The sequence below is a fragment of the Saccharospirillum alexandrii genome (assembly GCF_043641555.1).
Taxonomy (GTDB): Bacteria; Pseudomonadota; Gammaproteobacteria; order Pseudomonadales; family Natronospirillaceae; genus Saccharospirillum; species Saccharospirillum alexandrii_A.
Genome location: NZ_JBHZRJ010000006.1, coordinates 295,012 through 309,821, shown reverse-complemented (window position 1 = coordinate 309,821; position 14,810 = coordinate 295,012). Strand labels below are relative to the sequence as shown.

The 14,810-nt window shown below is 55.8% G+C and carries 13 protein-coding genes and 1 pseudogene; 3 read left to right on the top strand and 11 right to left on the bottom strand.

Translation table 11 applies throughout. The features are described from left to right. Positions 1 to 5 precede the first annotated feature (5 nt). From ACHUE7_RS20380 to ACHUE7_RS20340, 9 genes and pseudogenes are all read right to left on the bottom strand, one after another. Entirely contained in the window at positions 6 to 1,331 is a 1,326-nt protein-coding gene (locus tag ACHUE7_RS20380; RefSeq protein ID WP_394171694.1) for a sigma 54-interacting transcriptional regulator, read from the bottom strand. Continuing rightward, positions 1,328 to 1,903 (bottom strand): hypothetical protein, encoded by a 576-nt coding sequence (locus ACHUE7_RS20375; RefSeq protein WP_394171693.1) that lies wholly within the window; start codon positions 1,901 to 1,903, stop codon positions 1,328 to 1,330. Before ACHUE7_RS20375 ends, ACHUE7_RS20380 begins: the two co-directional genes overlap by 4 nt. After that, complete coding sequence (locus ACHUE7_RS20370) at positions 1,900 to 3,402, bottom strand: sensor histidine kinase (RefSeq protein ID WP_394171692.1); 1,503 nt, start codon at positions 3,400 to 3,402, stop codon at positions 1,900 to 1,902. Before ACHUE7_RS20370 ends, ACHUE7_RS20375 begins: the two co-directional genes overlap by 4 nt. 124 nt (positions 3,403 to 3,526) lie before the next feature. Continuing rightward, on the bottom strand, positions 3,527 to 3,784 hold the full coding sequence (locus ACHUE7_RS20365) for an EF-hand domain-containing protein (protein ID WP_127559628.1): 258 nt from the start codon (positions 3,782 to 3,784) through the stop codon (positions 3,527 to 3,529). Positions 3,785 to 4,104: 320 nt separating this feature from the next. After that, the gene (locus tag ACHUE7_RS20360; RefSeq protein WP_394171691.1) at positions 4,105 to 4,986 is read right to left on the bottom strand and encodes a heme-dependent oxidative N-demethylase family protein; all 882 of its coding nucleotides are present in this window, start codon (positions 4,984 to 4,986) and stop codon (positions 4,105 to 4,107) included. Between the two features lie 63 nt (positions 4,987 to 5,049). Then, positions 5,050 to 6,903 carry an SLC13 family permease gene (locus ACHUE7_RS20355; RefSeq protein WP_394171690.1) on the bottom strand — a complete coding sequence of 618 codons (1,854 nt, stop codon included), beginning with the start codon at positions 6,901 to 6,903 and terminating at the stop codon, positions 5,050 to 5,052. 48 nt (positions 6,904 to 6,951) lie between these two features. Then, the gene (locus ACHUE7_RS20350; RefSeq protein WP_394171689.1) at positions 6,952 to 7,455 is read right to left on the bottom strand and encodes an ABC transporter permease; all 504 of its coding nucleotides are present in this window, start codon (positions 7,453 to 7,455) and stop codon (positions 6,952 to 6,954) included. Beyond that, positions 7,403 to 7,747: pseudogene (locus ACHUE7_RS20345) on the bottom strand (ATP-binding cassette domain-containing protein); the annotation flags it as partial. The pseudogene ACHUE7_RS20345 and the gene ACHUE7_RS20350, both read right to left, overlap by 53 nt. A gap of 234 nt (positions 7,748 to 7,981) precedes the next feature. Beyond that, positions 7,982 to 8,818: a sulfite exporter TauE/SafE family protein gene (locus ACHUE7_RS20340; protein ID WP_394171688.1), complete on the bottom strand. Its 837-nt coding sequence runs from the start codon at positions 8,816 to 8,818 to the stop codon at positions 7,982 to 7,984. Positions 8,819 to 9,233: 415 nt separating this feature from the next. Here ACHUE7_RS20340 and ACHUE7_RS20335 point away from each other — a divergent pair, with 415 nt between their 5' ends. The 3 genes from ACHUE7_RS20335 to ACHUE7_RS20325 all read left to right on the top strand — a co-directional run bounded on the left by ACHUE7_RS20335 (position 9,234) and on the right by ACHUE7_RS20325 (position 10,951). Then, complete coding sequence (locus ACHUE7_RS20335; protein WP_394171687.1) at positions 9,234 to 9,986, top strand: hypothetical protein; 753 nt, start codon at positions 9,234 to 9,236, stop codon at positions 9,984 to 9,986. A gap of 14 nt (positions 9,987 to 10,000) precedes the next feature. Next, a complete protein-coding gene (locus ACHUE7_RS20330) occupies positions 10,001 to 10,354 on the top strand; it encodes an SH3 domain-containing protein (protein WP_394171686.1) in 354 nt (117 codons plus the stop codon). A 72-nt stretch (positions 10,355 to 10,426) separates the two neighbouring features. Next, complete coding sequence (locus tag ACHUE7_RS20325) at positions 10,427 to 10,951, top strand: GNAT family N-acetyltransferase (protein ID WP_394171685.1); 525 nt, start codon at positions 10,427 to 10,429, stop codon at positions 10,949 to 10,951. 66 nt (positions 10,952 to 11,017) lie between these two features. Here ACHUE7_RS20325 and ACHUE7_RS20320 read toward each other — a convergent pair whose 3' ends face one another. Together ACHUE7_RS20320 and ACHUE7_RS20315 are read right to left on the bottom strand one after the other, a co-directional pair. Next, positions 11,018 to 13,609, bottom strand: coding sequence for an SMP-30/gluconolactonase/LRE family protein (locus ACHUE7_RS20320; RefSeq protein ID WP_394171684.1), 2,592 nt, complete (start codon positions 13,607 to 13,609; stop codon positions 11,018 to 11,020). Positions 13,610 to 13,739: 130 nt separating this feature from the next. Beyond that, positions 13,740 to 14,705 carry a glycoside hydrolase family protein gene (locus ACHUE7_RS20315; RefSeq protein ID WP_394171683.1) on the bottom strand — a complete coding sequence of 322 codons (966 nt, stop codon included), beginning with the start codon at positions 14,703 to 14,705 and terminating at the stop codon, positions 13,740 to 13,742. Positions 14,706 to 14,810 lie beyond the last annotated feature (105 nt).

Below are 14,810 nucleotides of genomic sequence, written 5' to 3'. Positions count from 1 at the left end.
GCTCCCTAGCTGCTTAGCCCATGCTTCTTAATCAACTTGTGCACATCGGTCCGGTTGCGCCCGGCCAGGGCGGCGGCCTGGGTGACATTGCCTTCAGTCATGCTCAGGGCGCGGATCAGGTACTGGCGTTCAAAGGCGTCGCGGGCTTCGCTCAGGGTGGGCCAGTGGGGTTGCTGGTCGGCCAGGGCCTGGCGCACCAGCGCTTCGTGAACCACGGTGCTGGGGCAGAGTGCCACGCATTGCTCAATGACATTGACCAGTTGGCGCACGTTGCCCGGCCAGGGCGCCGTCATCAGCAGGTGCATGGCCTTGTCTTCGATGCGCGTGACGCGGCTGTTGTGTTGTTCCGCCGCCCGGCGCAGTAAATGCCGCGCCAGCAGCGGGATGTCTTCGGCGCGTTCGCGCAGGCTGGGTAGGGTGAGGTTGACGACATTCAACCGGTAGTAAAGGTCTTCCCGGAAATCGCCCTGTTCCATGGCACGGCTCAGGTCGCGATGGGTGGCGGAGACGATGCGCACGTCGATTGGCAGGGTTTCGCTGCTGCCTACCGGGCGCACCTGGCGTTCCTGTAGCACGCGCAGCAGCTTCACCTGTAGCGGCGTTGGCATATCGCCGATCTCATCCAGAAAAAGTGTGCCGCCCTCGGCTGCCCGGAACAGGCCGGCCTGTTCCCGAATGGCGCCGGTAAAGGCGCCCTTGGCATGGCCGAACAATTCTGATTCCAGCAGATGCTCGGGCAGAGCGCCGCAGTTGAGCGCCACGAACGGGCCATTGGCGCGCGGGCTGGCGCGGTGAATAGCCTGGGCAAACAGTTCCTTGCCGGTGCCACTGGCGCCGCTGATCAGCACACTGACGTCACTGCGGGCGACCTGGCGCGTCTGGTCGAGCAGGCGGGTCATAGCCGGGCTGCGGGCGATGATGTCGCGGTCCCAGTCGTCGTCGCATTGCGGGCTGCCCCGGTCCATCACCTGGTTCATCAGGTCGCGCAGTTTGTCATGATCCAGCGGTTTGGTCAGAAAGCCGAGTACGCCCTGCTGGGTCGCTTGGACCGCCTCGGGGATCGAGCCGTGTGCGGTCATCAGAATGACCGCCAGGTCCGGATACCGCTCGGTGATGCGTTCAAACAGGTTCATGCCGTCCAGCCCCGGCATGCGCAGATCGCTGATCACCAGGTTGACGGTGTGGCGCTCCAGGTACGCCAGCGCTGCAGCCCCATCGCTGACAGCTTCAACTTGCCAGCCATCGCTGGCCAGGCGCAGGGATAAGAGGCGCAGCAGGCTGGCATCGTCATCGACCAGCAGCAGAGCGGGTTTGGATGCAGTCTGGGTCATGGGGTGTCCTCCTGTGCGGGACCGTTCTCGCGGGTCATCAACTGGGATTCGATCGCCGTCAGCGCATCGATTTGTGCCTGCTTTTGTTCCAGTGCCTGTTGCAGCGATGTGATTTGGCTTTCCAGTGCCTGGCGTTGCTGATCGCGTTGACGGTATTCGAGCAGCAGTTCGCGGGCCGCGCTTTGATGCAGCTCGATCAGCGGTTGCAGGCTAGCGGGCAGGTTGGGTTTGAGCCGTTGTAATTGTCCGATGCCCAATTGCAACAGCACCGGCTTTTGGCCGGGTTTGCTAAAGTACAGGGCCCAGGCAAAGGCCAGGTCGTGGTCCGCCGGGTGTGCGGGCAGCGCGGCCCAATCGAGCACAGGCGTCGTCTGATTGAAGTCCAGCCAGTGCCAGGCACTGGATTCGGCATCGAACACATCGGGCAGCAGGGGGCGCTCGCATTGGCCTTGCAACGTGCCTCCAGTGGTTGGCTCCGGTGGCTCAGGCGTTAGCCCGGCGCAGCCGGTTAGCAGGAACAGTAAAACCACCAGGGTAACCGGGAATGAGTGGCTTGCCGTTTGGTGCATCATGCGTTTGCCCCTCTTACCGGTAATTGAATGCGCACACAGACGTCATACCCGGTGTGCTCGGCCAGCCCGGCGCGGCCTTCGAGCAGCCGGGCACAGTCGGTCACGATAGACAGCCCCAGACCGGAGCTTTGCAGGCTGTCCTGCCGGGGCGCGTCGCCGCGCTGAAAAGGTTCGAAAATACTCTGGTGCAGGTGAGCGGGGATGGCGGGCCCGGTGTTGGCCACCTCAAGTACGACCCAGGGTGACTGGTGTTCCAGCCGGATATGAATCTGACCGGCGTCAGCCCCATAGGCCAGGGCGTTGGTGATCAGGTTGTCGAGCATGCGCTGGAACAGAGTCGGGTCGGTGTGCAGGCGATCGACTGTGCACACAACCTGAACGTTCATGCCCCGCTGGTGCAATGCCAGTTGGTGTTGGCTAAGCGTGTCGTTGATCAGGGCCGACGGGCTCAGGGTTTGTCGCCTGACCTCGGTTTGCTGCAACCACTGGTTGTAGTCGAGCAATTGCTCGGTCAGTTGCGCCAGGCGGTCGGTGCTGCCGCTGAGCAGGGCGACTACTTCACGTTGTGGTCCGGTCAGTGGCCCGGTGATACCTTCTTCCAGCAAAGAACAGCCCTCTTTAATGCTGGCCAGTGGCGTTTTTAATTCGTGGGCTGCGTGGCGTAGCAAAGCCAGGCGCAATGCTTCCAGTTGTTGCAGCCGACCTGAGAGCCAGGTCAGCCGCTCACCCAACTCGTTCAATTCGCGTGGCCCTTGTATGCCCTTATGGTCGGGAGTAGCACCGGGTTGGCCGAGCGAGCGGATCATCCGGTCGAGGCGTTGTATCGGGGCCGCAATGCGCCGGCTTGAGCCGACGACCATGACGGCAGTCAGCAACACCAGGGTGAGCGTCTGCCAATACAGCGCTTGCTGTTCCTGTTGAATGATTTCACCCTGTGCTTCCAGTCGCTGGTTCAGCTGACGCCAGATGTGTTCGGTCAACTCGCTTTGGTGTTGTCTGAGCTGCGGCAAATCGGAGGTCAGGGTGTTCGGGTTGGACGCGCCATTTGAGGTGCCGAGTGCTGCTAATTGTGCGTCGATCAGCTGCAGATGGCCGCTGCAGTGCGTTGCGGTTTCGCCTCCCATGAGCAGGCACGCAGCGCTCACTGCCTGCCGGTATTCCTGCAAGGCTTGTTGCGATTGGGTAAGGGTGTTGTCGCTGGTTACCACGGCATGCTGGCGCAAGGCGCGTTCACTGTCGACGGCAAGCCGGTCGAGGTTTTCAACCTGGCGCGCTTCGCGCATGGCAGCCTGTGCCTCTGTTTGTGCCATAACGGTAATGCGCTGAAAAACGGTATGGCCCTGCCACAACAAAACGGCCAGTGGAATGAGTGCTATGGCAAAACTGACGATCAGGCGCTGTTGCAGAGACAACTGCTGCAACGATAGATGTTTAAGGGAAAAGTGTCGCCGTGAAGCGGTAGGCAAAGTCAAAGACGATGCATGTGACGTAGATTTCATGAAGTTGGGTCCGCAGACAGAGTAAAGGGGTAGCGCTGCGAACTTGTCACGGAAAAAGGGCTAACTCCTTTAGCCCATGAAAACGGTCATCGATGTCGATCTGAAAACGGGACTTCAGTCCGGCTTATTTGCCTTCAGTAGTCTCGCTTTCAGTGTAGAACGTTTCAAATTCTTCCATGCTCAGGTCACCAGAACCGTCGGCGTCCAGCATTTCGAATTGCTCGGCCAGCAACAGATCAACATTGGCTTCGTCCTGAGTCAGAACACCATCGCCATTGGCATCGAGCTGGTTAAACGCATCTTCAGCGCCCATAGTTTCCGCAGCAGCACCCATTGAGGCAGAGGCTAACACCAGGGCAGTCAGAGTCAGTGCAGTTTTCATATTCCTTACTCCTGTTTTTGATGGATCTAACATTTATGTGAGTGATATCGCTGTGTGACACAGCTACTTACTGCAAGCGTTTGATCAGCGAGGCTGACTAACGCGTTCACAAGAGGTATTGCAGAGGCTGTGCCAGGTTAAAAATATTCATATAAAACAATGGGTTAGGGCTTTTTTTGGGATTTCTTTCAGAGAAGGGCGGGCTGAACTGTCTCCAATCGCAGACAGTTCTTAAGGCTTGATATTAAAATTCTTTAAAATCAGACAGTTAGAGTGTCTTTAAATAGAGACGGGGGTGAGGGTGTTTGTCTCTGGTGCGGTTATAAGGCAGCCAGGTACTGTTCAAGCCAGAGTGATAACGCAGGTTCTACCGGTTGCAGTGATTTGTAGTCGCGTTCATCGGCAGAGAGCGCGGCCAGTGCGTTGTATAAATCGTTCAGCCAGGTTGGATTATTCAGAAAATCAGTGAAGGGTTTTATCTGCACTCGAATCGAAAATACCACCGCACCGGTCTGCGGCAGTCGTCTTAACGTTTGACGTTCGGTACGAATGAAACAACGCCGCGGTATATCGGCTGGGCTGGTGACCGGCTCGGATTCCTCATTACCCGGTTGGTACAAACGGTCGCTGGTCACCACCGACCAGTTTCCACGCCAAACCGGCCGGTCGACTTTAATGTGCTGAAAAAAACGGTTGATCTTGCGACTGAGTTTTTCACCATAACCGGGAACCGGGGCATGAATACGGTCGAGTGGCTGGCCGATTTTTTCTAGCAAGCGCCAGTAGCTTGGGGCGCACAAGCTGGCGGCCGTCAGGCGGTAGTGGTCATCCTGTGGCTGCAGCAGGCAGAGGTCTTCCTGCACGCACCAGGAGGCCTTCAGTAAGGCGATATCCGGGTCGTCCCATTGGTAGGTTGTGTCATTGAAACGGCAAACCAGTCCGTCGGAGCAGGGCGCATACAGATCGGGGTAGAGTTCTGGCAGATACTCGCCAAGCGTCCGAGCGACCTCCAGCTGGGCAGCGCGCGACTCGGGTAGCTGGCTGTATACCCGCTCGCCAAGTTCCGACCAGAGCGATTGTTTAAGCGCCGTCTGCCCGGCCAGTTTTTCGTCCGGCAATAGCCATTCATCCGGCTTCAGACTGTGCAGCCCCATAGCCAACAGGTTCTTGTGTTCCTGAAACGCGTAATACGCCAGAGACATAATGATCTTTCTTACCTTTCCTGCGGGCAACGCGAACCGATACTGGCATCACGTAAACCGGATTCAGAACGGCCACACCCAAAGAATAACCGGAACTGAGATGGCAATAACCAACACCGACATTGGCAGCCCCAGCCGCCAATAGTCGCCGAATTTGTAACCACCGGGCTCCATGACCAGCGTGTTCGACTGATGACCGATGGGCGTTAAAAAAGCACAGGAAGCGGCGATGGCCACCGCCATGAGCATAGGGTCGGCAGATACGTCCATACCGGCCGCTAGCTTGATGGCAACGGGCGCAGCCAATACGGCTGCCGCCGCGTTGTTGATAATATTGGAGAGCAGCATGACTGACAGCATTAACACCAGCAGCGTGGCCGCAGGCGGGATCGACTGGCCAAGCGCGAGCAGGCCGTCGGCGATTAACTGGGAACCGCCCGTGGTATCAAGTGCTTCCCCGATCGGGATCATCGCCGCCAGTAAAATAATGACGGGCAGGTCAATGCTGTCGTAAATCTCCCCGGGTGGTACCAGCCGGGTGAGCACCATGACCAGCGCGGCGGTGACCAGAGCAACCGAGGCAGGCAGAAATTCAAAGGCAATGAGCGCCAGTGCAACGGCGAACAAACCACTGGCCATCCAGACTTTGTCGGGCGTGAACAAACGCAAGCCGCGTGAGGCCAGCGGCAAACACCCCAGGTCATTCAGCGCGGGTTGTATGCGGTCTTTGTGGGCCTGGACCAGCAGGATATCGCCACCGGCAAAGCGAATCTGGCCCAGGCGCTGGTTCAGTCTTTGGCCTTGTCGTGCAACGGCCAGAATGTTCACGCTATAGCGCTCACGCAAACCGAGTGCAGACGCCGAGCGATTGATCAGTGGTGACCCCTGGGTGACGATGGCTTCGGTCAGTGACAGCTCTTTGTGTTTGTCTGATGGATCAGACGACTTATCTTCAGTGTCGGATGAGGACGCCTCATCACTGGTTGGCTTTTGGGTGTCTTGTTCGCTGATGTCGTTGTCGTCTGGCTCCGGAGCCAGGCTGAGCCCGGTGGCTTTGACCAGAGTTTTCAGACTGTCTGAATCTGCCTCGACCAGCAGAATGTCATCTGCACGCAGCACTTTGTAGATGGATGGCATTTCAGTCAGTTCGTCGTCGCGAACCAGGCCGACAACCAGAACATCAGCCTCGTCCCGGACTGAATCGACCAGATCATGCAGTGACCGGCCTACATAATCGGTACCTTCCGGCAAGCTCAGTTCGGTGAGGTAGGCGCTGACTTCAAACAGCTCATCGGAACTGGAATTTTCTCGCTTGGGGGTAAACCGCCAGCCAATCAGAGCAATGAATAACACCCCAATGACCGTGATGGACAGCCCAACGGGCAGAAAATCAAACATGCCAAAGGCATTTCCGTCGATCTCCCGGCGATAGGTAGCGATGATGATATTGGGTGGCGTACCGATCATGGTGAGTGTGCCACCCAGCAGCGAACCAAAGGCCAGCGGCATTAACAAATAGGAAGGCGACCGCCCACTCTGACGAGCCATCCAGATGGCCACCGGCATAAACAACGCCAGTGCACCCACGTTGTTCATAAACCCGGAACACAACGCCACGATAGCGGTCAGCGTTGCCACCTGCACCCAGGGTTTGTCACCCACCTGGGTCAGCTTGCGCGCAATGGCATCCACCACGCCGGCATTCAACAACCCCCGGCTGATCACCAGCACTGCTGCCACGGTGACCACCGCCGGGTGCCCGAGACCGGAAAAAGCCGTTTCGGCGGGTATCAACCCAGCCAGGGTTACCGTTAACAAAGCCGCCAGCGCCACCAGGTCATAACGCCAGCGGTTCCAGATAAAGAGGCCAAGGGTGGCAAACAGAACGGCAAAGATGATGCCTTGGTCCAGAGTCATTGACTGACCTTATTTAAGTAAGACATTAATGGGCGATCCTGCCGTTTTTTAACGTTGGCGTCGATACAACAGCATCGTCACCGGCCCAAAAATGGCCAGCAGAATGGCCGGTGCAATCAGCGCGATGGCGATCACTGACAGTGTCGCATTGCCTTCCAGCACAGCACGCAAGGCCGTCACCAGATGCGCCACCGGGTTCAGGCTGACCACCGTCTGTAACCAGCCGGGCATGGTAGCCGGGTCGACGAAGATGTTGGAGGCGAAGGTGACCGGCATCAAAAACAGCCAACTCAGCGTCATCACCGCGCCTGGCGTGCGCATCAGCAATCCAATGGTGGTAAACACCCAACTGATGCCGAAGGCAAAGAGGTTCAGCAACAACACAGCCTGGATGATGCCGAACAGCCCGGCTTCGGTGCGGTAACCCATGATCATGCCGATGAAGAATACGATGACCGCTGAGGTCGAAAGCATCCAGCAGTTGCTGAGCCCGGGTTTTGCCCGAGCGACCGTGAAAACCCAGTAGGCGGGCCAGCAAACGCAGATTCTCACGCCCGGTCAGGTCTTCATCGACTGAGGCGAATTGTCCGGTCAGGCTGATTCGCTGACGTACCTCGGCGGCCTGGGTGCCCACATCGAGCCCGAGCACGCGGGCATTGCCGCTATCCGGTGGGATCAGGGTGGCCAGCATACGCACTGTGGTGGTTTTACCGGCACCATTGGGACCGAGCAGGCCGTAAACACTGCCCGCCCGAACGCGCAGATCTATGCCGTTCACCGCACGGGTTTTACCGAAATGTTTGCTCAGGCCTGTTACTTCAATGGCCAGTTGAGGGGCGTCCATCGTCGTGCTATTTCCCTGCAAGGCTGGAAATGCCCATCATACACCCCCTATTGCGACGGGAAAGTAGCCTGCACTCAGTTGTTGCAGGCGAGCCCGGCTTTTCCGGTAGCGGCGGCTCATTCGCTGTTTTCCTGCCACTACAGACGGGCCTGATGGTGTAGCGCAGGCGGCAGACACGCCTCAAACCATCATTGCTGCGACGGGTAGTCGCGAATGGCTACCGATAGCTAACGGCTACGCCCACACGCCATAGAGCATTCGCACCGCAGTGATAAACAGGAACACGGCAAACAGCTGGCGCAGCAAACCGGCGTTAATGGCGTGCGCTATTCGCGCGCCAATGGGGGCAGTCCATAACGTCATTGGGACGATCAGCGCAAAGCCGATCAGGTTCACGTAGCCGAGTGAGAACGGTGGCCGCTCCGGCACGCCCCAGCCGTTAATCAGAAACCCCAGAGCACCAGGTACGCTGATGAAAATACCAATGGCTGCCGCCGTGCCCACCGCCCGGTGCATGGGCACCTGGCAGCGAGTCAGCACTGGCACACTGAGTGTGCCGCCACCAATCCCCATCAATGTAGAGAACCCGCCAATGCCGGTTCCAATGCTGTGGCGAACTATGCCCGTGGGGAGTGTTTCCGCCAGAGCTGCCGGTTCTTTGCTGATGGCCATATTGGCCGCAACCAGCAACCCGATCACCCCAAATACCAGCGAGAGCACCAGGCCTGACACCAGGCCACTGATCAGCGTGCCTACCAGAACGCCGAACAGTAACGAGGGCGCCAATGACTTCAGCAGTGCGGAGTCGAGATTACCTTTGTTGGCATGCGCCCGCGCCGAGCGCAGCGACGTGGGAATAATCGTCGCCAGCGATGTGCCCACCGCCACATGCATCTTCACCGATTCATCGATGCCCAGCAGGGTGAACAGGTGATAGAGCACTGGCACAATCACAATGCCACCACCCACACCCAGCAAACCCGCCATTAAACCGGCAATCACCCCGGTAACTGACAACGCCACGACCAGCCCGATGATCCAGCTCAGGCTGTATTGATCCAGTAATTCCAATGGAAGTTCCTTGTTCTAAAAGCCATTATTGCAGCCGGCCCAACCAGCCGCGCTGCACTACGGGCGTTTATAGCAAGACTGGAGCCATTTGGCGACTTTGGCTGAATATAGAGTCACTTTAGCGTCTTTTGTCGCTAAATTCGCACCAGAATTGTGCAGTTCGAACCATTTTGGTGCTGGCATTCGCGCGTAGTAAAGGCGTATTGGACGGTTAGTGGATGCCCGTATTGCCAACCCAGCGAACGCGAGCGATTGGCGAGATATGGCGTAGTCAGGTAGATTGGTCGGCTTAGCGCCCGGCTCCGACTTTATAGGACCCAACCCGCGCCATGCCCACTGCATTGCAACCCTAATACCGCTTGTTGTTTACGATCAACGTGATGACCGCGAGCGCATACTGAGAATGGAAACCCTTATGAGCACATCTCGAACGCTATGGACCTTGCTGATTACCCTGATCCTGACGGGATGTGCTTCTCAGGGCTTTAACCAGAGGTATATTAACAACGAGTTCGCCGTGGCCGGGCTGGAGCAGACCGAAGCCGATATTCAGCGCATCCTGGATCTGGAACCGGCGCTGGGGCGGCCTTTTACACTGGGTATCTATTTCGAGGATTACTATGGCATTTACGCCAAGAAGGCCAAGGGCATTGTACTGGATGACCTTTCCCCGATGCTGCAGCAACTTAAGAGCGCTGGCATCATCGATGACTTTTTTGTGATCAACAACAGTACGGTCAGGGAAAACACAATTAAAGACGTGCGCATAGCAGCCGCCCGTCATCATGCCGATGCGGTGTTAATGATTGATAACTACCGGGGCTCAGACCGCTACATTAATCCGCTGGGGATTACGTATCTGACCGTCGTTGCTGCCTACATTCTGCCAGGCACCGAGGTGGAAGCCATTGGTGCGGTATCCGCTACCTTGTGGGATACCCGCAACGAATATCTTTACGCCACGTCCTACAACGATGAGCTGTACCACACACGAGGCGCCGCGTTTATATTGAATGACGAAGAAATTGAACTGATGGCGCTGGCTCAGGCTACGCCGGGATTTGTAGCGGATCTGGGCTCCCGGCTTGTCGCCATGTTCAGTGAGCCGGGCAGTGCCCTTGAGCTGGACCTGAGCTATTTGGAAACACGGTCGGATTCCGATAATTAGGGAGGCCGTCAGTAATGCACTTGCGTCATGCCATTGTGACCCGCGACCATAAATCGAACTACCCAAACCCGGTTTCATTTGAACCGGGCGACCGGTTAGACGTTGGCGCAGAAGACACCGAGTTTCCAGGCTGGGTTCGTATCATCGATCCAGTCGGGAATGAGGGCTGGGCGCCCCTGGAATACATTCAGAGATCTGAGCATCATTCAACAGGTGTTGCGTTGAAAGCCTATTCGGCAAAAGAGTTAGACGTAGAACCAGGTGATCGGCTAACGGTTAACGACGAGCATTGCCAGTGGTGTTGGGTAGAGCATGCAGACAGAGGGGCAGGCTGGGTACCCGAAGAATGTTTAAAGGCTGTAGAGTGACCTTGCAAGTCTGTATGAAATACCGCATGACCAGTGAAGTCTAAGAATAGGATTGAGGGAGATTGAACCAGGGTGAGTATCGACGTCAGAAAGGCAAAGGTGGGCGATGAAGTTCGCATGGCAGAGATTCAGGTAGCGGCCTGGCGGCGCGTCTACTCGGGCATAATGTCGCCCGCACTGCTGGATGCACTCGACTTAAACCAGAAGACGGCTATGTGGCGCAATGCACTGGAACGCGCTGGCAAAGGGTCCTACCTGGTTGCCGAGGTGAATGGTCGTGTAGAAGGCTTTGCTGTGTTCGGCCCGGCTCGCGACAAGGATCTTGATGGATCCGAGTCTGCTGAAATCGTTTCGATTAATATCGACCCGGATAAATGGGGATACGGATTGGGGCGTTCCCTGTTGAATTTTATGATCGAACGACTCAGCAACGATGGGTATGGATCCATCTTCCTTTGGGTGGTGGAACAGAATGAAAGAGCCATTCGGCTTTACCAGCGGAATGGGTTTGTTAGTGAAGGTAAAATAAAGGCCGACCCGAAGCATTCCGGAATTCAGGAGCTGCGGTTCAAGAGAAATATTGCAGTCGAGGGCTGAGCGTTGGTGTCTAATCGCAGGCATCCTTGTCTGCGCAGACTTAATCGTTTGCTTTGACCCTGGGTTTTACCAAAGATGCTCACCGGTATGGTCCAGGCAGATAATACCAACCTTTAGTTGCGCTTCATCGACCTCACGACCAATGCCCACGCATAGGTTACCTGTAGTTTGGTTAAACTCAGCGGTATAGGTCGGAGAAGACAGTTTCAAATTCTTTATTGCCAGCCCCAATGGCGTTGTATCATCGAGCTCACCTGTGGTCAGATCTACCAGGGCGAGACTTCCTGTCTCCATACCATCCACCTCATCAAAGTTACCACCCAGCAACAATTTGTTTTCATTGGGCAGGTAACGTAGAAAGTGTCCGCGGGTCGAAGAACCTTGCCCTGAAACTTCCGGTGCCCACCCGATTAGTGATCCATTTGTAGTGAAGGCTGCGAATTGCTGTCGGTTTACAGTGTTGGCCGCATTATTCGGGTCTGTGAATTCCGTAAATGAGCCCGACATGTAAATCGAACTGCCTCGAATCAACAAATCGCTCACCCGACCAAATATGGATGCGTGGTTGTCATCGGTAATTTCAGGAAGCCAGGTGCTATCTACTTCGCCTGCGTTCTCCCCCGTCCGATGGATTCTGAGTACGCTGGTTGCATCGGCTGCGCCATCAAAGCCGTCGAACGTTCCCGATACATAAATGTGGTCAGCGGTGGCTTCAATTCTGTGAATATAGCCAAAGCGGTCCAGTTTCCCGGGTAATGCGGCGGTAACTGCACCAGAAGTGTCGACCTGAACCAGATCCTGGTGACTCTCACCGTTAACTCTCGAGAATCGCCCACCAATAAGGAAATCGTTGTCTATCGGTGTGATTTGGTGGACTTCAGCCGGGCCGTAATATACCTCTTCTTGACCTAGCTGGGGGCTAAATGCAGTTAACTCATTGGTCGCGAGATCTATGGCCAAAGCACCTTGTCTGGTAACAGCCTCATTGAGGTTAGGTGTTTTTGCTTGGGTAAAGTTTCCTCCAATATAGAGCGTTTCATCATGTAAGGTTAGTGCGTGCACGGATCCGTTGATCTCTACAGGCCAGTTCTGCCATTGCCCTTTAGAATTCAACAGGCCGATCCCTTGTTGATCGCTGGTAATTCGAATGTTTGCTTGGCTGGCAATCACCAGTCGGTCATCCAGTAAGGCCAGGTCGTATGCCGGAGTATCAAGACCTAGTCCGTAAGTCATATCAACTTCGCCATTGAGATCATAGTGAATGACATTGTATTGCTTTTGGTCAACTCCGGCGGATGAAAATTCGCCTGCAGCAATCAGGCCGTTGTCGGTGGCGATTAAATCAAATAGCTTCCTGCTGGGTGAGTGGACTGGCCAGGTATCATCCAGTTGACCATCCAGTTTGAAACGTGCCAAATAGGGTTTTGGCTGACTAAATTCACCGCTCACATAGAGCCATTCATCTCTCGTGGTCAGTGCCGTTACCTCAGAATTAACATCAAATGTCGGCTCAAGTACGGTTCCGTCCCAATCAAGTAAAACAATGGATCTACGGTCCAGAGTCTCTCCATTTTGTGTTATGGAATAGAAGTCGCCACCGAGTACTATGCCTTCGTCAGTAAAGGTGAAAGCGCTAACGTTACCGTTTAGATCCGGCGAAAAATTCGTTAGTTGTCGATTATTGCCAAGGTCAAAAGCGGCTACGTGGGTACGTGTCTCTCCTCCGAGTACTGATGCATTGTAGAAGTCTCCTCCCACGTACAGAATGTCATTGTGAATACTCAGAGCCAATACCGAGCTGTTCAAGGTGGGGCTCCATCCTAACAGGTTGCCGTTAGTATCAAATGCAGCCAAACGGCCCCGGTTTGCTCCGGCGATTTGGCTGAAGTCACCGCCGACGTAGAGCGTTCCATCGTGAAATATCATGGCATTTACGCTGTAATTGGAAATCACCTCAAATTCCGGGACCAACCGGTCATGCTCATCCACTCTGAGTATCCGCCGGTTGGGCCAGGAAGTAGCAATGTAATACCCGCCATTGTTGTCGGGAGCTATTGCAGAAGCATAGTTACCGATTTGAGGATGAGCGCGTGGTGCGCCTGTGCGTAGATCTATAACCTGAAGCGGGCCATAGCTGTAGCCAAGGTGATTAAAGGCCCCACCAACAAATACTTGGCCGTCATCAGACTGTTGCACCTTGGTAACGCGAGTAGAGTAACCACCGATGCCTGGCGTAGCGAGCCTTGTATCCCAACGTTCACTTAACGCGGTTTCGTTTCCGTCCACAACTTCCAGATAAAAATAGTAGTTCTGGTCATTTTCGAGCGGCTCTATCACGAATGGTGGCTGAACATTCGGCTGCATGTCGGATTCCGCAGCGATACCTGGGTCAAACTCGGGTTCGGTAGACCAGTAGAGGTTGTAGCTGAGCTCAGGTTCGACTTCCCATTCGACGGTGATTTTTTTCGATTCGGGAATGAGGTAGAGGGCGTCAGGCAGAGTTAGCTCAGCGTCGTTGGAACCACCATTGTCAGTGTTTGCACCGCCGGATGAGCTACTACCAGAGCAGGCAGCCAGACCAAAAAGGATTAATATGGCGAGCGCAAGATGGATCGAGTGGGTTCGCGACTTAAAGGAGGGAGCAGAGGCACTGGTCATGGTGTTTTCCTATATGCAAACAATGGGGAAAACACTAAATGAGTTAGCTAACTGCGTCTGTACAGCATATGCAGTATAGCGCTGCAATTCCGCTCACCAGAGAATAATGCAGGTGTAGTCATCAGCACCGTTAGCGTTCAGTGATACCCAGCAGCCCGCTGGAGTCCACTTTAACCGACACCGGTTCATCGATCCGGCCAACAAATTCGCCCTCTTGGGTGTCATGCAGAAACCCCATGAACAGCAAGTCACCTTTGTGGCGTACGATCTTTCCGGCATAGCGACGAACCGGGTCTGAGCCATCCAGAAACGGCCCCGGTGCCACCCGCCATGGCCCCAGGTGATGGTCGGCCATCAAATAATGGGTTCCGCCAACAGGCGGGCCGTTAGCCGTTTGCGTATAGGCGGCCGACCAGTGCTCTGCATTGGTGCAAAACAGGCAGTACCAGCGGTTCTGGTGCTTGAACACCTGAGGGACCTCCAGTTGACCAAAGCTGCCTGTGAAGACCGGGGGTTGAATCTGCCAGTGGTACAAATCTGGCGAGTAGGCCAGGCCAATAGCGCCGGCTTCGTTGGCCTCGGCCTTGCCGGGGACGCGAGCGGTGAAGTACATCAGCCAGCCATCGCCGTCGGGGTCTTTCATCACCCAGGGGTCGCGCAGGGCGCGGTCGTGCCAGTGGCCCGGGGTGTACTCTTCATACAAATCCCGGTCGATATCGAGGGCCAGGCCGGTACCTACGCGTTGCCAATCGTGGCCGTCGGTACTGGTGGCGTGGCCAATACGTTGTTTCAGACCCTGTTCGCTGTTCCGGGTGCCGGTGTAGAACAGGTGCCACAGGCCCGCATCGTCTTTAATAACCGAGCCGGTCCAGGTGGTTTTGTCGTCCCAGGCCGGAGCTTCGGCCGGTTGCAGACAGGTTCCCTTTATTGTCCAGTTACGCAGGTCTGTCGAGATGGCGTGGCCCTGGCTGACGTGCCAGTGGCGCAAGGTCGGGTCGTTCAGGCGCTTGTCGGCCTGAAGGTAGTAGAGGTGCCAGTCGTCACCTTCCTGGTGCAACCAAAAATCCCAGACCCACTTGTCTTCGATGACGAGCATGGTGACTCCCTGTTGGTTGGACGCTAATGCCGCGTCTGTTTTCGGATGAGCAGTGTTGTTCCCGGTTGGTCACTATACTGGGTAACTCCCTGAAACCGCGCAAAT